The 23,711-nt window shown below is 39.7% G+C and carries 20 protein-coding genes; 10 read left to right on the forward strand and 10 right to left on the reverse strand.

Annotated elements, in window-relative coordinates; all coding sequences use genetic code 11:
- Nucleotides 1-133 precede the first annotated feature (133 nt).
- A complete protein-coding gene (locus L8106_RS21955) occupies nt 134-5,077 on the forward strand; it encodes a DUF2225 domain-containing protein (RefSeq protein ID WP_009786656.1) in 4,944 nt (1,647 codons plus the stop codon).
- 163 nt (nt 5,078-5,240) lie between these two features.
- The gene (locus L8106_RS21960; RefSeq protein ID WP_009786657.1) at nt 5,241-5,672 is read left to right on the forward strand and encodes a hypothetical protein; all 432 of its coding nucleotides are present in this window, start codon (nt 5,241-5,243) and stop codon (nt 5,670-5,672) included.
- 52 nt (nt 5,673-5,724) lie between these two features.
- Here L8106_RS21960 and L8106_RS21965 read toward each other — a convergent pair whose 3' ends face one another.
- The 3 genes from L8106_RS21965 to upp all read right to left on the reverse strand — a co-directional run bounded on the left by L8106_RS21965 (nt 5,725) and on the right by upp (nt 7,136).
- A complete protein-coding gene (locus L8106_RS21965; protein WP_009786658.1) occupies nt 5,725-6,003 on the reverse strand; it encodes a YggT family protein in 279 nt (92 codons plus the stop codon).
- Nucleotides 6,004-6,111: 108 nt separating this feature from the next.
- Nucleotides 6,112-6,426 (reverse strand): hypothetical protein, encoded by a 315-nt coding sequence (locus L8106_RS21970; RefSeq protein ID WP_009786659.1) that lies wholly within the window; start codon nt 6,424-6,426, stop codon nt 6,112-6,114.
- Between the two features lie 59 nt (nt 6,427-6,485).
- Nucleotides 6,486-7,136: a uracil phosphoribosyltransferase gene (gene upp / locus L8106_RS21975; protein WP_009786660.1), complete on the reverse strand. Its 651-nt coding sequence runs from the start codon at nt 7,134-7,136 to the stop codon at nt 6,486-6,488.
- Between the two features lie 381 nt (nt 7,137-7,517).
- On the opposite strand from upp, the gene crtH reads away from it, so the two are divergent.
- Nucleotides 7,518-9,062 (forward strand): carotenoid isomerase, encoded by a 1,545-nt coding sequence (crtH, locus tag L8106_RS21980; protein WP_009786661.1) that lies wholly within the window; start codon nt 7,518-7,520, stop codon nt 9,060-9,062.
- Nucleotides 9,063-9,260: 198 nt separating this feature from the next.
- On the opposite strand, the gene L8106_RS21985 is transcribed toward crtH, so the two are convergent.
- Complete coding sequence (locus L8106_RS21985; protein ID WP_009786662.1) at nt 9,261-9,653, reverse strand: helix-turn-helix domain-containing protein; 393 nt, start codon at nt 9,651-9,653, stop codon at nt 9,261-9,263.
- Between the two features lie 372 nt (nt 9,654-10,025).
- Here L8106_RS21985 and ppsA point away from each other — a divergent pair, with 372 nt between their 5' ends.
- Nucleotides 10,026-12,455 carry a phosphoenolpyruvate synthase gene (gene ppsA, locus L8106_RS21990; RefSeq protein WP_009786663.1) on the forward strand — a complete coding sequence of 810 codons (2,430 nt, stop codon included), beginning with the start codon at nt 10,026-10,028 and terminating at the stop codon, nt 12,453-12,455.
- A 258-nt stretch (nt 12,456-12,713) separates the two neighbouring features.
- Here the strand turns inward: ppsA and L8106_RS21995 are convergent, their stop codons facing one another.
- Nucleotides 12,714-13,100 (reverse strand): nuclear transport factor 2 family protein, encoded by a 387-nt coding sequence (locus L8106_RS21995; RefSeq protein ID WP_009786664.1) that lies wholly within the window; start codon nt 13,098-13,100, stop codon nt 12,714-12,716.
- A gap of 377 nt (nt 13,101-13,477) precedes the next feature.
- On the opposite strand from L8106_RS21995, the gene L8106_RS22005 reads away from it, so the two are divergent.
- Nucleotides 13,478-15,409 (forward strand): ABC-F family ATP-binding cassette domain-containing protein, encoded by a 1,932-nt coding sequence (locus L8106_RS22005; RefSeq protein ID WP_009786666.1) that lies wholly within the window; start codon nt 13,478-13,480, stop codon nt 15,407-15,409.
- A 10-nt stretch (nt 15,410-15,419) separates the two neighbouring features.
- On the opposite strand, the gene L8106_RS30915 is transcribed toward L8106_RS22005, so the two are convergent.
- Both L8106_RS30915 and L8106_RS22010 read right to left on the reverse strand, forming a co-directional pair.
- Entirely contained in the window at nt 15,420-15,650 is a 231-nt protein-coding gene (locus tag L8106_RS30915) for a CHAT domain-containing protein (protein WP_083798463.1), read from the reverse strand.
- A gap of 116 nt (nt 15,651-15,766) precedes the next feature.
- Nucleotides 15,767-16,030: a tetratricopeptide repeat protein gene (locus tag L8106_RS22010; RefSeq protein WP_009786668.1), complete on the reverse strand. Its 264-nt coding sequence runs from the start codon at nt 16,028-16,030 to the stop codon at nt 15,767-15,769.
- Nucleotides 16,031-16,462: 432 nt separating this feature from the next.
- Here L8106_RS22010 and L8106_RS22015 point away from each other — a divergent pair, with 432 nt between their 5' ends.
- Both L8106_RS22015 and L8106_RS22020 read left to right on the forward strand, forming a co-directional pair.
- Complete coding sequence (locus L8106_RS22015) at nt 16,463-18,427, forward strand: FAD-dependent oxidoreductase (RefSeq protein ID WP_009786669.1); 1,965 nt, start codon at nt 16,463-16,465, stop codon at nt 18,425-18,427.
- A 14-nt stretch (nt 18,428-18,441) separates the two neighbouring features.
- On the forward strand, nt 18,442-19,473 hold the full coding sequence (locus L8106_RS22020; RefSeq protein WP_009786670.1) for an aromatic ring-hydroxylating dioxygenase subunit alpha: 1,032 nt from the start codon (nt 18,442-18,444) through the stop codon (nt 19,471-19,473).
- Nucleotides 19,474-19,493: 20 nt separating this feature from the next.
- On the opposite strand, the gene L8106_RS22025 is transcribed toward L8106_RS22020, so the two are convergent.
- The gene (locus L8106_RS22025; RefSeq protein WP_009786671.1) at nt 19,494-20,051 is read right to left on the reverse strand and encodes a cyclic nucleotide-binding domain-containing protein; all 558 of its coding nucleotides are present in this window, start codon (nt 20,049-20,051) and stop codon (nt 19,494-19,496) included.
- 93 nt (nt 20,052-20,144) lie between these two features.
- Complete coding sequence (locus L8106_RS22030) at nt 20,145-20,795, reverse strand: alpha/beta fold hydrolase (RefSeq protein ID WP_232228552.1); 651 nt, start codon at nt 20,793-20,795, stop codon at nt 20,145-20,147.
- Between the two features lie 111 nt (nt 20,796-20,906).
- On the opposite strand from L8106_RS22030, the gene L8106_RS22035 reads away from it, so the two are divergent.
- The 3 genes from L8106_RS22035 (at nt 20,907) to L8106_RS32495 (ending at nt 23,302) form a co-directional block, all read left to right on the forward strand.
- Nucleotides 20,907-22,388 carry a BCD family MFS transporter gene (locus L8106_RS22035; protein ID WP_009786673.1) on the forward strand — a complete coding sequence of 494 codons (1,482 nt, stop codon included), beginning with the start codon at nt 20,907-20,909 and terminating at the stop codon, nt 22,386-22,388.
- A 281-nt stretch (nt 22,389-22,669) separates the two neighbouring features.
- On the forward strand, nt 22,670-22,903 hold the full coding sequence (locus L8106_RS22040) for an antitoxin family protein (protein ID WP_009786674.1): 234 nt from the start codon (nt 22,670-22,672) through the stop codon (nt 22,901-22,903).
- 3 nt (nt 22,904-22,906) lie between these two features.
- On the forward strand, nt 22,907-23,302 hold the full coding sequence (locus tag L8106_RS32495; RefSeq protein ID WP_009786675.1) for a type II toxin-antitoxin system VapC family toxin: 396 nt from the start codon (nt 22,907-22,909) through the stop codon (nt 23,300-23,302).
- 119 nt (nt 23,303-23,421) lie between these two features.
- Here the strand turns inward: L8106_RS32495 and L8106_RS22050 are convergent, their stop codons facing one another.
- Nucleotides 23,422-23,634 carry a hypothetical protein gene (locus L8106_RS22050; RefSeq protein WP_009786676.1) on the reverse strand — a complete coding sequence of 71 codons (213 nt, stop codon included), beginning with the start codon at nt 23,632-23,634 and terminating at the stop codon, nt 23,422-23,424.
- Between the last annotated feature and the right edge of the window lie 77 nt (nt 23,635-23,711).

The following is a 23,711-nucleotide window of genomic DNA, read 5'->3' on the forward strand; positions in this document are numbered from 1 at the left end:
TTAACTTATTGTCTAAAAATTCCCCAAATTAATTAATCGTTAATATTGGGGAATTGTAATTACTTTTTAAGAAAAAAATCAAAATATTTGTATTTTATAAAGCCATTACATTGATCTAAAATTAGATTTTAAAATGAGTAATGTATCTAAAGTTTTCATTCAACAGTGTGTCAAACTAAGTTTAACCTTATGGGTTTACTTTGTGCTGTTATCAGAGATTGGGGTAGCAGAGTCTAGTAATAAAAACTCACCCTCATTACAACAGCCAGAAACACAGCAGTTTTTGAACGAATCAGAAAAATCTTTACAGCAGCAGACTATTTCCTATCAGCTACAAGCGATTCAAAAATTAGAAGAAACACTATCAAAATCACGAACTTTAGCGGATAAATCTCAAGTCGCATCAATCTTACTTCAACTCGGTAAACTTTATCAAGAACTCGGAGCAACAACACCTGCATTACAACACTACAACGAAGCTTTAGCCTTATATCAAGAAACAAAAAACCCTCTCCAAGAAGCCTATATTCTCAGTCAAATTGGAAGTGTTTATGTCGCCTACTTAGAACAATTAGATGAAGAACAACTCTTGGGATTTAATCACGATTTATTGATCAATTCTCAGCAGTCAAAATTATTGCTTGATAACAGCTATAGCGATCCTGAAAAAGCGAAAGAACTTTATAATCAATCTCTAGAAATTTACCAGAATAAAATTGATACCTTTGCTGCACGTCAAGGAGAAGCAACTGTTCTCAATACTATGGCTCTCAATGACTACTTGAATAATGGTGAAGAAGATAAAGTTAAATTACTCAAACAATCTTTGGCAATTTATCAGGAAATTGGTGATCAAAAAGGGGAAGCTCTTGTTCTAGGTAATTTGAGTGAATTAAACCTCATTGAGTACAGAAATGATCAAACGGGGTGGGATTTATTTGATCAAGCTATGACAATTTATCAGACAATTGCTCAGTCTCCTAACCGTGAGAATTTCGCTTCACGTCAAGCCGAAGCTAACCTATTAAATATTGCCGCTCAATATTGGTGGCTAGACAATCAACAAAAAGCATTAGAATATCATAATCAGTCTTTAGAAATTTACCGAAAAATTGGAGATTTAAAGGGAGAAGCTATTACCTTGAGTCTCATCGGTGATTACTATTTTTCATTAGGAGATCAACAACAAGAATTAGAGTTTTACAATCAAGCCCTGATTATTTATCAAAAACTGGGTGATCGCGTTAAAGAAGCAAATATTCTTGATCGCTTAGGGTTAATCTACTCCCAATTAGGAGATGTACAAAAAGCATTAGAATACCACAATCAAGAATTAGAGACTCTCAAAGAGATTAGTCAACTTTACACCCAACTAAAAGATCCAGACAAAACCTTAATATTTGATTATCGTCAGCCTATTATTCTATTTACTATTGGAAAGCTTTACTCTCAATTGGGAAATTTTAAAAATGAATTAGAGACTTACAAGCAAGCACAAACGATTTATCAAAAATGGGAAGATAACGAAGGAGAAGCGGCTTTTCTTTTGGCGATCGCTGAATACTACGGAAAGCAAGAAAACCAGGAAAAAATGGTAGATTTTTTAAATTCTGCTGTGACTGTTTATCAAAAAAATGGCAACCGTATTCAAGAAGCAAATCTCTTGCGTGATCAGATTGCGGGGATCTACTTTTATAGCTTACAAGATTGGGAAAAAGGATTTGATACTCTTAATCAAGCACTCAAAATTTACCAAAAAATTGGCGATCGCGCCGAAGTTGCAAAAACACTGAATAAGATTGGGTACTTCTATCTTAATGCTTTAGACAACAAAGAAAAAGCATTGGAATTTTACACTAAAGTTATTCCAATTTATCAGGAACTCAAGGATTTGAGTGAAGAAGTATATACGCTCAGAATTATCGGTAAAACATACTACGAACTCGGGAACAAACAGAAAGCATTAGAAGTATTTAATCAAGCTGTAAACGTTTACCAACAAAGAGGTAATACTGAACAAACTGTAAAAATTATTATTGAGATTGCTGAGGATTACACAAAATTGAAAGACCAAGAAACAGCTCTAGAATTCTACAATCAAGCTATCCCGATTTCTCAACAACTAAAAGATTACGAAAAAGAAGCATCAATTTTGAGAACGATAGGCGAGCTATACTATGAATTAGAAAACACAAATCAAGCAGTAGAAAGCTTTCACCAAGCACGAATAGCTTATCAAAAAAATAGCGATCGCTCAGGAGAAGCCTGGACAATCTATGAAATTGGTAAAGCCTACACCACATTAGGAGACTTGAAAAAAGCTTTAGATTCCTATCAACAAGCCTTACCCATTTATGAGCAAGAAACTGATGCGCCTTTCCGAGAAGAACGAACACTTGATATGTTGATTAGAATGAGCCGTATTTATGCTTATCTAGGAGAATCAGAAAGTGCTTTAGAATACTGTAATCGATCTCTAAATAACGCTCAAAACTTCCCCCAATCAAAAATTGTCAGAAGATCAGAAATGTTTAGGGAAATTGGTAAGCTTTGTGATCAAATCGGAAATACAGAAAAGGCATTAGAGTCTTTTAATCAATATTGGAATATTTATCAACAATTAGGACTAGATCGAGAAGTGATAGCTTTGATGCGTATTGGTCAAGATTACGCTGAATTAGGAGATCAAAAACAAGCATTATACTTTTTTTATCAAGCGAGAAAAGTTTATCAAAAAAGCGGTTTTTATGAAGGAGAAATAGAGACTTTAAGTTGGGTTGGTAAAATCTATTCTCGGGCGGGAAATTATCAAAAAGCATTGGAGTCTTTTAATCAAGGTTTGAGAATTGCCCATAATATTAATAATTCGAGTAAAGAAGCTTCTATACTCAGTGAAATCGGTGATAGCTACTCTGAATTAGGAGATGAAGAAAAAGCATTAGAATTTTATAACAAAGCTTTAATAATTTACAAAAAACTCGGAAACTTTAAACAACAAACAGATCTCCTCAACAAAATTGGTGAACTTTACCAGCAACTCGGAAATTCAGAAAAAGCATTGAATTTTTATCAGCAAGCCCTGACAATTTCTCCAGATAATAACTCTTTAAATCAAGTACAAGTCTCCAGAAATATTGCTAAACTTTATTCTGAACTTGGAAATTTAGAAAAAGCATTAGAATTCTACCAGCAAGCCTTAAATTATAATCAACGCTCTAGTTCATACCTTTATACAGATATTGGTAAAGTTTATTCCGATTTAGATCAACCCCAAAAAGCATTAGAGTTTTTTAACAAATCCCTAGACATACTCAATAACAAATATCCGGAAGCAGAAGCAGAAAATCGATTTGGAATTGCTAGAGTTGAACGAAAAAAAGGTGATCTCGACACCGCTTTAACTCAAATTAAAACTGCTATTTCCTTAATTGAAAAAACACGAGCTAGCAAAAATTCTCTAGAAGAACGTCTAACCTTTTTTGCTTCTAAACAGGACTACTATGAGTTCTATATTGATTTATTAATGGAACTCCATCAACAAGATTCCTCAAAAGGATACAATGCTCAAGCACTCAATATTAGCGAACGTTCTAAAGCTAGAAATCTCCTCGAACTTCTCGCCTCAGCTAACACCGATATCCGCAAAGGTGTTGATCCAGAATTAGTCATCCAAGAACGAAGTTTACAGCAACAATTGGATGCAGTAGAACGACGACGAGTAGAACTCTACAAGAGTGATGAGTCTACTCTAGAACAAAAAACAAATATAGACCAAGAACAACAATACCTTCTTCAAAAATATAAACAAGTCCAAACTAAAATCCGTGAAAAAAGTCCGATTTATGCTGCGCTGACTCAACCTCAACCCCTGACTTTAGAGCAAATTCAACAACAAATTTTGGATAATGAAACTCTGCTATTGCAATATGCTCTTGGTGAGAAACGCAGTTTTCTTTGGGCGATCACTAAAAATAGTATTACCAGCTATGAACTTCCCTCAAAAGCATTAATTGAACAAGCCGTGAAAGATTTTTTTCGTAGCACAGTTATCAATCAAAGTCGTTCTCCCGTCAACTTATCTCAAAATTCTGAATCTCTCTTTGAGATGATTTTGGCTCCGGTTGCTTCTCAATTAAATCATCAACGTTTGGCAATTGTTAGTGATGGAATTTTACATTATCTTCCCTTTTCTGCCCTTTCCTTACCAACAACTTCATCAGAAAAAGAGTATTTACCTTTAGTTGTTAATCACGAAATTGTTAACCTGCCTTCCGCATCAACTTTAAGTATTTTACGCCGAGAAGCCAAACACCGAACACCTGCTTCCAAAACAATTGCGATTGTTGCTGATCCTGTTTTTAGTGCTGAGGATAAACGCTTAGAAACTCCAGCTTTAACCCGTGAGAGTTGGGAACAATATAACCTCAATCGTTCCGCCCGACAATTAGATATTGGTGTTTGGAATCGAATCCCAGGAACCCGAATAGAAGCAGAAGCAATTCTCACCCTTGTACCGCCATCTGAGCGTATCCATGCCTTTGATTTTGCGGCTAATCGTTCTACCGCGACTAATTCCCAATTGAGTCAATACAAAATCATCCATTTTGCAACTCACGGATTATTAAACAGCGTCAATCCTGAACTTTCTGGAATTGTTTTGTCAATGGTTGATCAACAAGGAAATCCCCAGAATGGTTTTTTACGTTTGCATGATATTTTTAACCTCAATTTTTCCGCAGATTTAGTTGTATTGAGTGCTTGTAAAACCGGATTAGGTCAACAGGTTCGAGGAGAAGGATTAGTGGGATTAACTCAAGGATTTATGTATGCAGGAACACCCCGAGTATTAGTCAGTTTGTGGGATGTCGATGATCAAGCAACAGCCGAAATGATGAGTAGATTTTATCGGTTGATGCTTCAAAAGAAACTCTCTGCAACGGCAGCTTTAAGAACAGCACAACTAGAGATGCAAACAGAAACTCAGTGGAAATCTCCTTACTATTGGGCTGCTTTTACTTTGCAAGGTGAGTGGCGCAAAAAAATCGATGACTTGAAATTGTCTTCACAGAAATACTAAATTGATTTTAGATGAAATTTAAAAAATAATCTGACAAAATACCATAGCCAAGACGCAAAGGTTTTTTCCGATCTGCTGATTATGATCTGTAGTAAATATTTAAGGATTTCATATCTGTCTCGATCTGCGGTAAGCTAGAGTTCAAATCGAGATGGTCAGATTTATGCAATCGCGAATCTTTCCCCGTGTTTTACTTGCAGGTTTAATTAGTCTTGTCACTTGGTTCTGGACTCTCCCTGCTTTTGCTTTGATTCCTGTGGAAATTTCTGATCTGGGTTTCAAAGACTGTCCACCTGAATTATCAGAAGGGATGATTTCTAGTTTTTCTTCCCAAGGGGCTAACTGTTATATTATCGTCGGAAAAGCCAAAAATACTTCAGGAAAATATGTTGTGGATGCTGATGTATTTGGTCGGATCTACGATGCCAATGGTAATCGAGTCATGCAAAATCGGACTCGCCTCGGAAGTATTAGTGAAGTTCCTCCGGGTGTTACTGATTTTGAGATCAGAATTTCGGTTCCGACGAATCTCAAACCCCCGTTAAGCTTAGAACAGTTTAAAGCTTCTGGGTTTACAGGTCGAATTGGCCGTTAGTTTGATGTTTAGGTTGGGTGACGAATCATCTGAACCCAACCCAACTTTTTGACTAAACGAAACTGTACAAAATTCCGGGGATAATTCCCGCCACAATTTGCAAGAGAAAAATGGCAATAATCGCTGAAAAGTCAATTCCGCCCAAGGGGGGAATAATGGAGCGAAAAAGATTTAAGTAAGGATCAGTTAACTGACTTAAAACAGAGAAAAACGGGTTACTCCAATCAACGTTGGGAAACCAGCTTAACAAGATTCTAATGAAGATTAGAACCATATAAATTTGTAAAAACTGAGCTATCGTATTAGCCAGTAGTAGTATTGGGGAACTCATAGAATTTTATTGAATTTCTACTCAACGTTAAAAGTTATCCGAACATAGATATCTTATCACATCTGAGGTGTGATCAGGTTTGATGGAATTACTACCCAAACGTCCGACTCAAACGTCTTCTCGCAGCGATTCGGAATTTTCTGGGGTAACATTACCGTTAACACTTCCCAACTGTTGGCGAACATCATCTATAGCCTGATTGAGTTGAGCAATTTTATCCTCAAGACTCAAACGAGCCATTTCCATATTCTCAGCATCCGGTTGATTGGATTTGTTTTTGGCTTTTTTTGGCTCCATCAACTGATTGTTTAAGTTCTCACCAGACATTCGTGAGGTGAGGACAACCCCCAAAACTCCACCGATCAAGCTCCCCAAAGTCGCTCCAATCATTAATCCACTGGTAAACCCTTCTCGATTGCTCATATCAACTTTTCTGTTTTCAATACCCTAATTTTACCGTTGTCAGGGACAACTCTTAGAACTTAAGTTCCAAAAGTGCGATCGCCAGCATCCCCTAATCCGGGTACAATAAACCCGTTCTCATTCACCGTTTCATCAATAATCGCCGTATACACCTTCAGCTGAGGATAAGCGACACTCAACCGTTGTAACGCCGGAGGAGACGCCACAATCGAAATAATTCGGGTGAACTCTGGATTAATTCCCCGTTGTGTCAATTCTTCCATTGTTGCCATGATGGTTCCGCCTGTTGCCAACATCGGTTCACTGATCAAGACGCGGGTTTGAGGATCAAAACTAGGAGGGAGTTTGTTGAGATAACAACTTGATTCTAAAGTTTCCTCGTTGCGTACCATACCCAAATGATAAACCGAAGTGATCGGTACCACACTCTGAATGCCTTCCATTAATCCTAATCCCGCTCGCAAAATCGGAATCACCGCCAGAGGAACTTGGGGATTAACATAAGTCGCTGGACATTCCGCTAAAGGCGTTTGCACCGTTGTTTCGATTGTCGGTAGCCAGTCTCGTACCGCTTCATAAGTGAGCCATCGCCCTAATTCTGTCATTGCGGAACGAAAAATTGCAGAGGGGGTACTGACATCACGAGCCACTGAAAGCCAGTGCTTAACCAACGGATGGGGGGGAACATAAACGCGCAGTTGCAAAGCCATAAGCCGATTCTGTCTGCTGAAAATCCTCAATTATCATAACTCGCCTGCGTTGCTGTTCTCATACAGTTGGGCAAATTCTCCTGATTTTTTGGACAAGTCTAATTAAAACTCAGTTAATTATTTGACAATTATTTTCAATAAGGCTATATTAAATTTTAGTGTTCTCCTCTCAAGGATCGGTAAACGGGGCGGCAGTGTTCAGACCGCTCCCGTTTTTGTCTATATTTAAAGGTTAGGGGCGGGCGTGTTACCCACTCTACGGGACAACCAAAAAGAACAGATAATCCTGAATCCCGGTGGTGATCAAATCGCGATACTCCCCTCAAACCACTTGAGGCGTTACACTGTGAGAGTCAGAAGATCCTGAAGAGAGTAAACTTCATGCCTGTTTCTAGTCGTCAGCCGTCTATTGGTGTAAATCCGGTATCCACTTCACCCGTATTTGATGTCATTGTCATTGGTTCTGGGATTGGAGGACTGGTGACAGCAACCCAGTTAGCCGCTAAAGGTGCTAACGTCCTCGTTCTCGAAAGTTATATTATTCCCGGTGGAAGTTCGGGCTACTTTGAACGCGAAGGATATCGCTTTGATGTGGGTGCGTCGATGATCTTTGGTTTTGGAGACGAAGGTACAACCAACCTACTAACCCGTGCTTTAGAAGCCGTCAACGTTAACCTCGAAACGATTCCCGATCCGGTGCAGATCCATTATCATCTCCCAAAAGACAGTCAGGTTAAAGTTCATCGAGATTATGAGAAGTTTTTGCAAGAACTGATTGAAAAGTTTCCCCATGAACACCGAGGGATTCGTAAATTTTATGATGAATGTAGGAAAGTCTTCAACTACCTCAACTCAATGGAGTTACTTTCTTTAGAAGAACCCCGTTATTTAATGCGGGTGTTTTTCCAAAATCCGGGTGCTTGTCTGGGTTTAGCGCAATATTTACCTCAAAATGCAGGTGAAGTTGCACGGCGTTATATTAGCGATCCACAGCTATTAAAGTTTATAGATATTGAATGCTACTGCTGGTCAGTTGTTCCGGCCGATCTGACTCCGATGATTAATGCCGGGATGGTTTTTAGCGATCGCCATTATGGTGGTATTAATTATCCTAAAGGCGGAGTCGGTGAAATTGCCATTAAGTTAGCGGAAGGACTCGAAAAAGCCGGAGGTCAAATTCACTACAAGGCTAGAGTTAAACAAATTTTAATTGAAAACGGTAAGGCGGTAGGAGTCGAATTAACCAACGGTGAGGTCTATCGCGCCAAACGAGTCGTGTCTAATGCCACCCGTTGGGATACTTTTGGTAAGTTAGTTCCGACTCAACACACGCCGAAACCGGAAGTCAAATGGCGAAAGCGGTATCAAAAATCACCCAGTTTCCTGAACCTGCATTTAGGGGTTGAGGCTTCTGTATTTCCCCCTGGAACTGAATGTCATCATGTGATTGTCGAAGACTGGGATCGGATGGAAGAATCAGAAGGGACAATCTTTGTTTCTATTCCCACCCTGCTTGATCCGAGTCTTGCTCCCGAAGGCTATCACATTATGCACACCTTTACTCCCAGTTGGATCGACGAATGGCAAGGATTATCTGAAACCGAATACGAACGAAAAAAAGAAGAAGCCGCAGGACGGATAATAGACCGCTTGGAAAACTTCTTTCCCGGTTTAGATGCGGGGTTAGACTACATGGAAATCGGAACCGCGCGATCGCATCGTCGTTTCCTCAACCGAGAAGATGGTACCTATGGCCCGATTCCCCAACGTCAACTCCGGGGACTGTTAGGAATGCCGTTTAATCGCACTGCTATTCCCGGTTTATATTGTGTGGGAGACAGTACCTTTCCCGGTCAAGGGTTAAATGCTGTTGCCTTTTCGGGATTTGCTTGCGCTCATCGCATTGCCGTTGATCTCGGATTTTAACAGATTTTAAAAGGGAGGTTGGGAGGTCGGTAAATCTTAACTTCTGACCTCACAACTTCTATCTTATAGATTATTATTTTTTCGATTTCAAATCAGAGGTTGAGATTAAAAAATATCTAGGTTTAAGCTCAAGTTGAGAGTACAAAATTAGGGCTGAAATATTTTGCACTGACGAGTTTATAAACACTGATTAGAATTTCACCCACTCAATTCTAACGGACAAACATGAGACTGTTGTTGTAGCCATTGTTGTCCGACTTGTTGTAACGCCTCGATTACGGGTTGAAGTTCTTGGCCTTTTTCAGTGAGAGAATATTCAACTCTGGGCGGAATCTCTGGATATACAGTGCGTTTAACCAAACCATATTGTTCGAGTTGTCGCAGTCGAATCGTTAAAGTTTTCGTACTAATTCCGGGTAACGCCTCAACGAGTTCATAGGTTCGGCGACTTCCGCGAAATAGTTCTCTGAGAATCTGAAGTGACCACTTCCTCCCGACCCGATCCAAAATAAATTCAATCGGAGAGGTGATCTCTAGACACTGAGGGACATTCAGCAGTAAAGGCGTAGAATCGCTTGCTTTGACCTTCATCAGACCATCCTCATAAACTTCATCTTTTTTAATAATAACCGAAAAATCCTTATCCTCGCCATTTTTTTCGTTTTGTAACTATGAAGAAGCACTCGAGGATGATGGCAATTTTCAGAGAAAAGAATAGGATGAAAGTAGAGTCAATCAAAAACCGATTCAGACTCAACTCCCCTGCAAGCCTTTCGTTAAAAAGACGTAACATTCGGCAAATAACCCTTGGGGATCAATGCTTTTTTATTTTAAAGACTTGTTTTAACAAGAGCTGAAGTCACGGCAAACCCGTTTTGATTTTTAGCAAAACCCGCAAAAAACTCTACTCAAAGATAGAGGCTTTGCGGGAAACTATCTCTTTTACCTGGAGTGAATTTACTGATGTTAAAAACCATTACCCAACAAAAAATCTCCCCAGTCAAAGAACAAACCCTGGTGTTGTGGTTCAATCAAGTGGGAATGGCTGATGTCAAGTTTGTTGGTGGAAAAAATGCTTCTCTCGGCGAAATGATCCGTCAACTCACCCCCAAAGGTGTCAACGTTCCTCAAGGGTTTGCGATTACCGCCTACGCCTATCGTTACTTTCTCAAATCAGCGGGTTTAGAGGTCAAATTGCGTCAACTGTTGACCGATTTAGATGTCGATGATCTGCATAACCTGCGAATTCGCGCCGAACAAGCCCGAAATTTATTAATTAATACTCGATTTCCCGTAGACTTAGAAAGTGCGATCGCTCAAGCTTATTTAAAGTTATGCGATATCTACGGAACAAAGGTTGATGTAGCCGTGCGTTCGAGTGGAACGGCCGAAGATTTACCGGATGCGAGTTTTGCGGGACAACAGGAAACTTACCTCAATATTCAAGGTTGTCAAGCGGTGATTGCTGCGACTCATCAATGCTTTGCTTCTCTGTTTACAGATCGGGCGATTTCCTACCGGACAATTAAAGGGTTTAATCATTTTGATGTGGCTTTGTCGGTGGGTGTTCAGAAGATGGTTCGTTCTGATTTGGCAACTTCTGGAGTGATGTTTTCTATTGATACAGAAACCGGATTTAAAAATGCTGCTTTAATTACAGCCGCTTACGGTTTAGGGGAAAATGTGGTGCAAGGTGCTGTTAATCCTGATGAATATTTAGTTTTTAAACCCACATTACATGAAGGTTTCCAACCCATTTTAGATAAACGTTTGGGAAGCAAAGCGATTAAAATGGTGTATGATAGTGAGGGAACAACTAAGAATATTAATGTTGATTTAGCCCAACAACAAAAATTTGCTCTCAATGATTATGAAATTCTACACTTAGCGAAGTGGGCGATATTGATTGAAGATCATTATTCGCGAGTTCGGGGATGCTATTCACCGATGGATATTGAATGGGCAAAAGATGGAATGAGTGGGGAATTATTTATTGTCCAAGCCCGTCCAGAAACGGTACAATCCCAAAAATCAACTCAGATTCTTCAGCAATATAAACTACAAGAACATGGTAAAATATTACTGACAGGTCGGGCGGTTGGTGATCGTATTGGTCAAGGTCAAGTACGGGTAATTCTTGATGTTAAAGACATCGATCAATTCCAAGCCGGAGATGTATTAGTGACCAATAAGACTGATCCAGACTGGGAACCAATTCTCAAAAAAGCCAGTGCAATTGTGACAAATTCAGGCGGAAGAACTTGTCATGCAGCGATTATTGCCCGAGAGTTAGGAATTCCGGCGGTTGTGGGTTGTGGCGATGCGACAACGGTTTTAAAAACAGGTCAAGTGGTTACAGTTTCTTGCGCCGAAGGAGAAGAAGGTCAAGTGTATGAGAACTTAGTTCCTTTTGAAATCGAAGAAACGGTACTTGAAAATTTGCCCAAAACTCGCACTCAAATTTTGATGAATGTTGGCAATCCGGAAGTTGCATTTCGTTTAGCAGCGATGCCTTCTGATGGCGTAGGGTTGGCGCGTTTAGAGTTTATTATTGCCAATCATATTAAGGTTCATCCTTTAGCATTGATTCATTTTAATCAATTAAAAGATGAAAAAGTTAAGCAAAAAATTGAGCAGTTAACCGTTCAATACCACCATAAGCCGGATTATTTTGTCGATAAATTGGCACATGGAATTAGTATGATTGCGGCAGCTTTTTATCCCCATCCTGTAATTGTACGAATGAGTGATCTCAAGAGTAATGAATACGCCAATTTGTTAGGGGGTCGTGAGTTTGAACCGGATGAAGAAAATCCGATGATTGGATGGCGAGGGGCATCACGTTATACTGACCCGAAATATCGAGAAGCATTTGGCTTGGAGTGTCTAGCTATTCAACGAGTTCGAGATGAAATGGGGTTGGCTAATGTGATTCCAATGATTCCATTTTGTCGTACTCCCGAGGAAGGGCAACAAGTGTTAACAGAGATGGCAAAATACGGCTTAGTTCGAGGCAAAAATGGGTTACAAGTTTATGTGATGTGTGAATTGCCGAGTAATGTTTTATTAGCCGATGAGTTTTGTCAGGTTTTTGATGGATTTTCAATTGGGTCGAATGATTTAACCCAGTTGACATTAGGCTTAGATCGAGATTCCGGTTTAGTGGCGCACCTGTTTGATGAACGCAACCTTGCTGTTCGCCGCATGATCAAAATGGCAATTGAAACGGTTAAACAGCAGGGACGTAAAATCGGAATTTGTGGCCAGGCGCCCAGTGATTATCCGGAGTTTGCTCAATTTTTAGTGAAATTAGGAATAGATTCGATCAGTTTGAATCCAGATTCCGTTGTGCCAATGATTCTCAATATTGCTGAAATGGAAGGATCAGTGTGATCGAATGATATAGTTTGGGTGGTGTAAGTCAAGTTCTAGAATTTGGGAGGAGTCCTAAGTTCTAGACGAGCTGAGACTGCGGAGGTTAGGGTATGACCGAAGCAGTCTTTTTTTTAGGAAAAATCTTTTGAGGATGAACAGAATCGTACACTTTTAAAGACAGACACAGGCAATTGAGTATTGAGTTCGGGAGAGAAGCCTAAATTTGCTCGAAATGCTTAAATTTTTCTTAAAAAAAGAATTTCAGGATTCATCAACTCAACCCATCAATTTTGCTTTCATTGCGGCTTCATCCCAATAGGATTCTAGTTTTTGAATTTTGCCCGCCTCATTAAACTCAAAAATAGCAATTCCTTCGGTTGTCGCAGTACGACCATTTCTAGCCAAAACATTCATTGTCCACTGGACTGCTACTTTATGACCCCCACTGAAAATTTGATTCGGTGTAATCTCTAGCTTCTCATAAAATTTCGATAAAATTTCAAAAAACTTATGAGCATCTTGGTGGACATTAAGTGGTGGTTTTCCCACTGGGTCATAAACGAGTGCATCCTCCGAAAAAGCCTGTAGCCAACCTTCTGAATTTAAAGCGGCGACTTGGCGATAGTATTCGGTTAAAAACTGTTCAATCTCAGTTTGGGACATAACAAAATGTTAGGCGATGGCTTGGCTCTAATTATAGATGCTTTTTTTATTTTTTCCAAGCGATTATCCTCAATTGAGTTCTCACTAAACTTTTCACGGTTTCCAGGGTTTAATCAGATTGATACAAAGATATAACATTTTCTTAGGAATTTTGAAAGACTTTTTTGATTTCCAATAGAAATGCGGATAGCAATCGGGAATGATCGGTCAGCTTTATTGCCTCAAACCCCTAATTATAGCGGCTTAGATGGATTGATTATTCATAAATTAAATCCCATCGCCATCAGTGATCAAAAGGGAATCACAGATGATAATATAGAGTCAGCCCTTTTCGCCCTTCTAGGTTTTTCGAGAGAGAACATCACCCCAAAAGCTGAATGAGTATTTTCACACTGCAATCGGTCAAAAAAGATTTTGGAATCAAGGAAATCCTCAGAGATGCCAATCTCAGCCTTGATGCTACGGATAAAATTGGTTTAATTGGGATTAATGGCTCTGGAAAGTCAACTTTATTGAAAATAATTGCAGGGTTAGAACCGATTGATAGCGGTCAACTCTTAGTCAATTCTAAAGTTAAAATTGTTTATTTATCTCAAGATCCCGATTTAGACGATAATAGCACTGTTATTGAACAGGTTTTTGCCAAGAGTGGCGAACAAATGAAACTCATTCGTGAGTATGAGGTTCTCTCAACAAAAATTGCTAAACATCCAGAAGATAGCCAGTTAATTAATCGTTTATCAGCCGTTACGCAAGCGATAGATGCCGGGAATGCTTGGGAACTGGAAACACAAGCAAAGATTATTTTAACTCAACTTGGAATTGAAGATTATGATGTCAAAGTTGGAAGTTTATCAGGAGGATATCGTAAACGAATTGCCCTCGCTTCTGCTTTGCTTTCTAACCCCGATGTGTTGTTAATGGATGAACCGACTAACCATTTAGATGCCGGGTTAGTGGAGTGGTTGCAAGGGTATTTGAATGGTTATCGCGGTGCTTTATTATTAATTACCCATGATCGTTATTTTTTGGATCGCGTTACTAATCGGATTGTTGAACTTGATCGAGGGGACTTATACACCTACACGGGAAACTATTCTTATTTCTTAGAAAAGAAAGCAGAATCTGAAGATATTGAGGTGAGTCAACAACGAAAACATCAAGGCCTTTTACGGCGAGAGTTAGAATGGTTAAGACGTGGCCCAAAAGCCAGAAGTACCAAACAAAAAGCCAGAATTCAACGCATTGAAGGAATGCAGGACACTGAATTTAAGCAAGCCCAAGGGAAAGTCGAAATCTCTACCCCAGGTCGTCGAATTGGGAAAAAAGTTATTGAGTTAAAAAATATTTCCAAATCCTATAGTGAAAGACCGATTATTCAGGATTTTACCTATACTTTTGCACCCGATGACCGCGTGGGAATTATTGGTAAAAATGGTGTCGGAAAATCAACGTTATTAGATTTAATTACAGGTCGAATTCAACCTGATTCTGGAACTGTTGATATTGGGTCAACCATTTATATTGGTTATTTTGATCAACACTCAGAAGATTTAACTCAAGCTTTAAATGAAGAACAGCGAGTGATTGATTACCTCAAAGAAGTCGCTGAATATGTTAAAACGGCTGATGGGACTCAAATTACCGCCTCTCAAATGTTGGAACGATTTCTGTTTCCCCCCAATCAACAATATTCACCCATTCATAAACTTTCTGGGGGTGAAAAACGACGATTATTTTTGTTGAGAGTCTTGATGAGTGCGCCGAATGTTTTAATATTAGATGAACCGACAAACGATTTAGATGTCCAAACCTTATCGGTTTTAGAAGAATATTTAGAGGAGTTTAACGGTTGTGTGATTGTGGTTTCCCATGATCGCTACTTTTTAGACCGAACTGTTGATCGAATTTTTTCCTTTGAATCTGAGGGAAATCTACGTCAATATCCGGGGAATTATTCGGTTTATTTGGAATACAAAGCCAGAGAAGAAGCGGAAGCCGCCAATCAAACGACAACGGTGAAAGAAAAGGTTTCAGATACCCAACAACCCGACAAATCTCAACGCTTTTCTTGGGATAAAGACGGAAATCGTAAACTGTCTTCTAAGGAGAAAAAAGAATATCAAGCCTTAGAAAATAAAATTGCCAAGTTAGAAACTGAAAAAGCGAAGTTAGAAGCTGAGTTATACAATGTATCCCCTGGAAAAGTCAGCCAAGTTCAAGAACTTCATCAAAAAGTTGAACAGTTAGCCCTAGACATTGATCAAGCCACCGAACGTTGGTTAGAATTAGCAGAAATTGATTCTTAAATTGCTCTTTCTATTGCCAATTTCCCACTAAAACAAACGGCACCCAATAAAAAGGATGACGAGTTCTATCCTCATTTAAAAGATTAACTTGAGCCGTTTGCAATGCTTGCGCTTTATTGGATTTTGTTTGAGGATTTGCTAACTCTCGATAGAAGTCAACCATCAGCCTAGCGGTACTTTGATCCTCAACTGTCCACAAGGTTGCGACGGTGCTACGCGCTCCCGCTCTCTCTGAGCCAATATTTTTAAAGTTTCAGAGGAGTTTTTGAGAGATAAAACTAAGTTTAAACTTTGGTTTATTATAGCTTCAGCCTCTTGCCACTGATTTAACTTTTGATATGTTAAGGCTAAGTTACTTCAGGCCATTACGTGGTTAAGTTGATCACCATTTTGAGCCAAAATTTCAGCCGCTTTTTGCCAAAATTGCACCGCTTTTTCAAACTGTCCAGATTGATAAAAAGCTTGAGCCTGTTGAGTTAATTGTAAGCCATCTTGCTGAGTTTGAACGATCAAAATTCCTGGTATTCGAGCGATAACAGGTGGCACTGCCATTGACATCAAAAACAACATCAAAATAAAAATTCTGAACCCTTGCTTTAAGTTGATTTTAAAGTTAATCATTGTTGTGTTCCCCCATTGATTCTTCTCACTCAAACCAATTTATATAAAGCCCTATTTTTATTTTAGAAAAAAGCTCAACTTTTGTCTATAGAATGCTAATATTTTGAATTCAGAGATATTCTTTGATTGTTGAGTTAGATAAAAGAAGGCTGAATCAATTAATAGATGGGTTCAATTCCGCTATAAATCATCCTCATAAATAGTCTTGACTGTTTGATAATACTATTTTTCAGATCAAACGGCAATCTTTAAGAAAAACCGAAGAATTAAAAGTTGAAATTTTAAACTTTAAGTAAGATTGTTGATTCCCCAGATAGCTAACAAAATGTTAATATTCATATTAGTTTCCTTGAAATCAAAAGATTAAAGTGAAATTATAAAATCTCTAAAACCTGCTATAAACTCTGGAAGACGTTAACAATTCAATTCAGAATGAGTCAATTTACTGATTTACCTCAATTACCCAATTTTTCTCGACGAACCACCCTGAAAATTCTAGGAGTGAGTGCTGTTTCTGGACTGATTGGTTATTCTCGATTTAAAAAGCCGCAGCCTACAGTTTTTCAGCAGGATTCTTTGATGTTACCTCGCCTTCTCAATCAACCTAAACAGGTGGTTATTGTCGGTGGAGGACTAGCCGGATTAGCCTGTGCTTATGAACTCAGTCAACGAGGATTTAAAGTCACACTATTAGAAAAATCTCCTCAACTGGGTGGTAAAATAGCAAGTTGGCCGATTAAAGTAGACAACAAAATATTCAACATGGAACATGGTTTTCATGGCTTTTTCCCTCAATATTATAACCTTAATAGTATCATTGATGAACTCCAGATCGAAAATAATTTTATTTCTTTAGAATTTTACTCTGTTGTGTTTAGAAACAACCAATATAAACCAGAAATTTTTCGTCCCAATCATTCGGCTTTTCCCTGGAACATTGTTGATTTAGCAATTTCTTCTGAGAATCGATTGCGTTGGGGAATCAACCTAACAAAACCCGCTCACTGGCAAGTTTTCAAGGAAATCGGCGGCTTCAAAATACCCGATAGTTTTCAACGTTTAGACTCAGTATCTGTTGCTAATTGGGTGAAAAAAGATTTTCCTCAAGGTTTATATGATTTGTATTTTTTACCCTTTGCCAAATCCAGTTTAAATGCACCCGATAAACTCAGTACAGCTGAACTGATGCAATTTTTTCATTTTTACTTTTTTGGCAACCCTGAAGGCTTGGCATTTAAGGGTACACGCCAGGATATGGGAACCAGTTTAGTTCAACCTATTGCTCAATCCATTCAACAACAAAATGGTGAAATTGTCACCGAAGCAACTGTCAGTAATATTCAGATAAAAGCTGGAAAAATTGATTCAATTTCTTATTTTAAAGGAGAATCTTTAAATCCTGTTCCTTTTTGGGTACAACGAAATCAATGGGTTGGAAAAGATTGGGAATATTTTGGCGCAGGAGATGAAGTTTATGCGATTCCGCCGGGAAAAAACGAAGCACTTTCTTTAACTTGTACCCATCAAGGCTGTACAGTTAAACACACTGAAAATGGACAGTTTTATTGTCCGTGTCATGGAAGTCTTTTTGAAAGTAACGGACAAGTAATTTCAGGGCCAGCCCAACGAAACTTACCTCAATATCAAGTCATTCAACGTCAACCTAAACAAGTTCAACTTGTAGCGTTAAATGCTGATAAATCCGTAAAAAGTTCAAATAATTTACCTCAAAATTATACCACAATTCAAGCAGATTACTATATTTTCGCCACAGATATTCCCGGAGTTCAACAACTTTTTTCTTTAACTGAAGGAGAAGTAAATTCAACCCTACAAGAAAAAATTAAAAATCTACAAGTTGCTGATCCCTTTGCCGTTTGTCGGTTTTGGTTTGATCGCGATTTTCCTTGGGAACAGAGCAACTTTACCTCTTTATCTGGCTATGAACTCACCGATAGTATTACCCTCTATCATCGCATTCAACAGCAATTTATTGACTGGCATCAACAAACAGGTGGAAGTGTGATTGAACTGCACGCTTATTGTTATAAAGAATCTCAATTTTCCACTCAAGAAGACTTACTAACAACCTTTGAACAAGAACTCTATGAAATCGTCCCCGAACTCAAATCCGCTCAGTTAATTCATCGAGAATTAGTCAATCAAAAAAACTTTGCAGGTTATCCACCCGGAAGCGATGCCAAACGCCCTCAAACCCACTCCGGTATTGCTAACTTAATGTTCGCTGGAGATTGGGTGAAAATGCCTTTTCCTTGTGGTTTAATGGAACGAGCCGTTAGCAGTGGATTATTAGCCGCGAATGAAATTTTACATCAAGAAGGTTTACACCGACGCTCATTGCTTTCTGTGAACCCCGAAGGATTTTTAACCCTTTGAATCATTTGAATCATATGAACCTAAATCTCAAAATTCGTGACTTAGGAATTAACCCCAATCATTGGTATGTTGTCGCTCGAAGTAATGAAGTTAAAACTCAACCTTTGGGGGTGACATTGTGGAATCAACCCATTATTTTATTTCGAGATTCTCAGGGAAAAATTCAGGCTTTAGAAGATCGTTGTCCCCATCGACAAGTTAAACTCAGTCATGGTAAAATAATAGCAGGTTTGATTGAATGTGCTTATCATGGCTGGCAATTTAACACTCAAGGTCAATGTGTCAAAATTCCCTATTTAGCCGAAAATCAGAAACTCCCCAATTGTCAAATTCGGAATTATCCAGTTCAAGAATTAGACGGTTTTATCTGGCTCTTTCTGGGAGAAAATTCCACTCAAACTCAACCGTTAGGTGTTCCTGAATGGGATCACTTAAATTATATTGCTACCGTTTCTCTGATTCACTGTCAAGCTCATTATTCTTTTGTGATTGAAAACTTGATGGATATGTATCACGGACATTTACATCAAAATTGGCAAGCTTGGACAGATGCCGTTTTAGAAAAAATCGATGAATATCCCGATCAAATTGATGTCCACTATCAAGCCCAAAGTTATTATAAAATCGATAAAATCTGGTCAATTTCTCAACTATTCTTTCCAGCTTTACGTCAACTTCATCCTGAACCCTTAACGGTTAGTTATATTTATCCCCATTGGGTTTCAACATTAGGAAAAGACTTTAAAATTTACTGTCTATTCTGTCCGATAAGTTTAACCGAAACCAAAGCTTATCTGATCCATTTTACATCGCTTCATTCCTTTTGGCGTCTGCACAAACTCCCGATTCCATTTCGTCGCTTTCTCAAAAACCGACTATTCGGTTCAGCCCAAAAATTACTTGATGGATTAGTGGAACAAGATATTAAAATGATCGAAGAAGAACAACAAGCCTATCAGAATAATCCTGAACAAAAAGGATATGAGTTCAACCGGAGTTTAGCCAGTGTACAAAAGTTAATCTTACATCAAGCCTCACTCTCTTAATCTTGTCTTTGTTCTATTTTTTATGATGTCTTTAAATTCTCAACTAACCAATTAAACTTAGCCTCCGCCAACTCCAAAAAATCTTGTTTACTCTCAGTCATATCCTCTGTATCCTGTTCCATATCTTCGAGAGAAGGATCATCAACTTCATATCCCAAACGCCTAACCGTTCCCCGCATCCGACTCGCTAAACAGAGACATATTCCTTGATAAAATCGAGAAGCAAAGCCCGCATTTTTATGGAGTTGAGAGATTAATTCAAAGCGAGGAACAACCAAAACCAAACTTTCTTCCAGTGCTTTCACCGTCGCCAAAGGAGGACGATTATCAATAAATGAAATTTCCCCCACCACTTCTCCTTCAACTAACCGAGCGAGTTCTCGCTCTCCATTGGGAGAAATAGACACACTTAATACCCCTTTTAAAACAATATAAAGCGCACTAATCGTTCGACCTTCATAAATCAGTGTTTCCCCCGGAGGAATCACTTGTGTTTTGCCTCGATTAATAATCCAACATAAATCTTGATCATCCAGTCCGCCCAGAATAAATAGAGCTTTTTTAGGTTGTTCAATCATTGGTTTTGAGAGTTTGTAAAAGTGCTTTTTGATCTGAAAATAAAAACATTAAAACTCGCTTCTGCTTAACGCTAAACTCCAAAAAATAAACTCCTATTCCTCCTCTTGTGTCACCTTTGTTACCTGATCAATAAACCGAATCAACCCTTCGTGAAACTTATTTGGCGCTTTCATATAGCAAGCATGACCGACTTTGGCTAAAATAAGCTTCCGAGCATTGGGCATGAGTTTCACTAAAATATCCGCCTGTTCAACCGGAATAATCCGATCTTCACTTCCCCAAATGGCTAAAGTCGGAAGTTCAATTCCCTGAAGCTGTTGACTCATTTTCATAATTCCCACCGGAGCGATCGCCACAAACCCCTGAAGATCCTGTGAATGTTTGACCAGAAAAGAAAGACTGTAAGTTCCACTCATCGATGGAGACACTAAAATAGCCTTCTGGAGATTCAATTTAGCAATCAATTTTGGTAAAAATTCACTATGATAGTCGGAAATTGATTCAGACTGACCATAACCCGGCAAATCAATCGCAATCACATGGAAGTTTTTCTGAGTTAAGCGCTTGAGTGTACCCAGATCTTTCCAGGTTTTCGCATTAAAACTCGCGCCATGCAGAAACAATACAGACGGATTTTGCGGATCTCCTCCCTCCAGATAATGAATATTTGCGGTTTGAATCTTGATAACCTTTGATGCTATTGCATATTCCATAAAGGGATTAATATAAATTAAACAAAACACCTGAATTGATCAGGATTTTATTTAAACATCCTAGCTTATTATATCTTAGAGGCTCGGAGAGGGTTTATATTAAATTAAGAAAGTTGATCACAATTGTTTCTAATAGGTGCTATGGCAATCGACCGTTTACCTGAGTCTCCGCGTCCGAATCCCGTAGATCACCAACCCTTTCCCAAGGTTCGCTTATTCACCATGTTTCGGCTCGGTTTATTTCAGATGGGATTGGGCATTATGTCCTTGCTCACCCTGGGAGTCATTAACCGAGTGATGATCGATGAGTTGAAAGTTCCGGCTCTGATGGCCGCAGGTGCGATCGCCATGTACCAATTAGTCGCCCCGGCTCGCATTTGGTTTGGTCAGATGTCCGATGCCAAGCCCCTATTCGGACACCATCGCAGTGGCTACATCTGGTTAGGTGCCATCGTGTTTACGACTGTCTCCTTCCTCGCCTTACAGGTAACATGGCAGTTGGGAAACAGCTTGCAAAATACAGGCTTGAGTGGAGTTACCTACGCTTGGACGGCCCTCCTCGCCCTCGTTTTTGCCCTCTACGGCTTGGCACTCAGCGCCAGTTCTACTCCGTTTGCGGCGTTATTATTTGATGTTTCCGATGAAGATAACCGCTCTAAACTGGTGAGTATTGTTTGGTCGATGTTGATGATCGGGATTGTGATCGGAGCTATTATTAGTTCAAAACTCCTCAACCGTCCCGAAATTTGCGGCACCGATATTCTCTCCTATAGCCCCACTCAAACGGGTAGTGTCGTTAATATTCCTCAATTACAATCCGTCATTAATCCCCTATTTATCATCGTTCCCGCTATTGTTTTTGGGTTGTGTCTGCTCTCAACCGTCGGCGTTGAAAAGCGATTTTCCCGCTATGCTAGTCGTTCCCGTGTTGTCGAACGAGAAGACCAAATTACCCTGTCTCGCGCGTTACGAATCTTAACCGCCAGTCGTCAAACGGGTTTATTTTTCAGCTTCCTGCTGGTGATGAGTATCAGTCTATTTATGCAGGATGCCGTACTCGAACCCTATGGCGGCGAAGTGTTTGGAATGTGTATTTCCGAAACCACCCAACTCAACGCCTTTTTTGGGATGGGAACCTTAGCCGGAATTGCGACAACGGGTTTTTTAATCACTCCCCGTTTAGGCAAGAAAAATACCGTTAAAGTCGGTTGTATTGGGACTATCGTGTGTTTGAGTTTATTTATCGCCTCGGGCTTCATTGCCGACCCCGGAATGCTCAAAGGCGGGTTATTGCTATTTGGGGTTGCTTCGGGAGTCCTGACCGCCGGGGCTATTGGGTTAATGCTCGACTTAACGGCGGCGGAAACAGCCGGAACCTTTATTGGTGCCTGGGGACTCGCTCAAGCCATGGCACGCGGTTTAGCAACGATCCTCGGAGGGGCTGTTTTAGATTTAGGTCGCTCTCTGTTTAGCATTCCTGTCCTGGCTTATAGTCTGGTATTTGCGGTACAAGCAGTGGGGATGATGGTGGCTATTTCCTTACTCAGTCGCGTTAATATTCGGGAGTTCCAGGAAAATGCCCAAAAAGCGATCGCCACCGTTTTAGAAAGTGAATTAGATTAGTAGGGTGGGTGAGAGCAACAAAATTTCGATTTCAGCAGTTAAGTTATCGGTTCTCACCCACCCCTCTACCAAACTTTTTCCGCGCGTCAAAAGAGTAGGGGGGGTTGACAACCCGGAGCGCGATCGCTTAGAATCATGTTGTGGGGTTAACCTGAAGCTACGCATGACTAATAAATCAACACAGATTCCACAAGTCACACCATACAGGTCAATCCAACTCAGTAAGCAGTGCGATCGCTTAGAATTGACTCAAAATCCATGGGATTATTTCATTGAGAACCATGAAATTTACACTTCAAGCCATTTATGAACAAGGAATGCTGCGACTCATGCAGCCCGTCGATCTCCCTGAAGGAACATCAGTAAAAGTAATCATTACTGCCAATGACTCGACTCAGGAGGAGAACAATCCCGCCGATATTTTGGCTCAAATTGCCGCATTACCTTTAGAAAGCGATCAAGAAAATTTTTCTGGACGTGACCACGATCAAATTCTCTATTCCCATCAGAAGTAGATCATGATATTCGTAGATACGAGCGCTTGGTTTGCTAGTGTCGTTCCTTCAGATCCCGACCATCAAGCCGTCAGTATCTGGATGCGTCAAAATACCGAGGCTCTTCTGACAACAGACTATATCGTTGATGAAACACTGACACTGTTAAGAGCCAGAAAAGAAACGGCGCGATCGCTCGCTATGGGACAAGCATTTTTTTCAGGTCAGCTTGGTACACTCTACTTTCTCACCGAAGCCGACATTCAGTTAACATGGCAAGTTTTTAGCCAATTTTCCGATAAAGAGTGGAGTTTTACCGATTGTAGCAGCAAAGTCATTATCGAAAAATTACAAATCAGCAAAGCCCTCAGTTTAGACAATCATTTTCGTCAATTTGGCTCGATTACTGTAATTCCCTAAAACTGAAATGATCAAACTTCCGGGTTAATGCCCTGCGATTCTCCGATGGAGACGCTACGCTTGGCGCAACAACCCCGCCAGCCAGTCGTTCCGCCCGAAGACGTTCAATCGTAGCCCGTTCATCCCCCGTCAACAAAAAATTCCCTTGAGCGATCGCACGCATATTGTCCGTCTGGGTGGAGGCTCACCAGTGTCGGTTGAATCGAATCAGTCAGTAAAATACTCTGGGGATGCTCCTGAAAGTTTTTCACAAAATTACCATCGGAGTCAGGGAGTTGAGTATGATCCCGCAGGGAGGTAATTCCCAGTTCAGAAAAGTTGGCGATGGTCATAGTTAATAGTTTCTCATCGCAGAGTATGAAAAACAGTATAGCATTTGGGAGGTGCGGGAGTGATCGGCTACACTCTT

This window comes from Lyngbya sp. PCC 8106, assembly GCF_000169095.1.
In the GTDB taxonomy this organism is placed as follows: domain Bacteria; phylum Cyanobacteriota; class Cyanobacteriia; order Cyanobacteriales; family Microcoleaceae; genus Capilliphycus.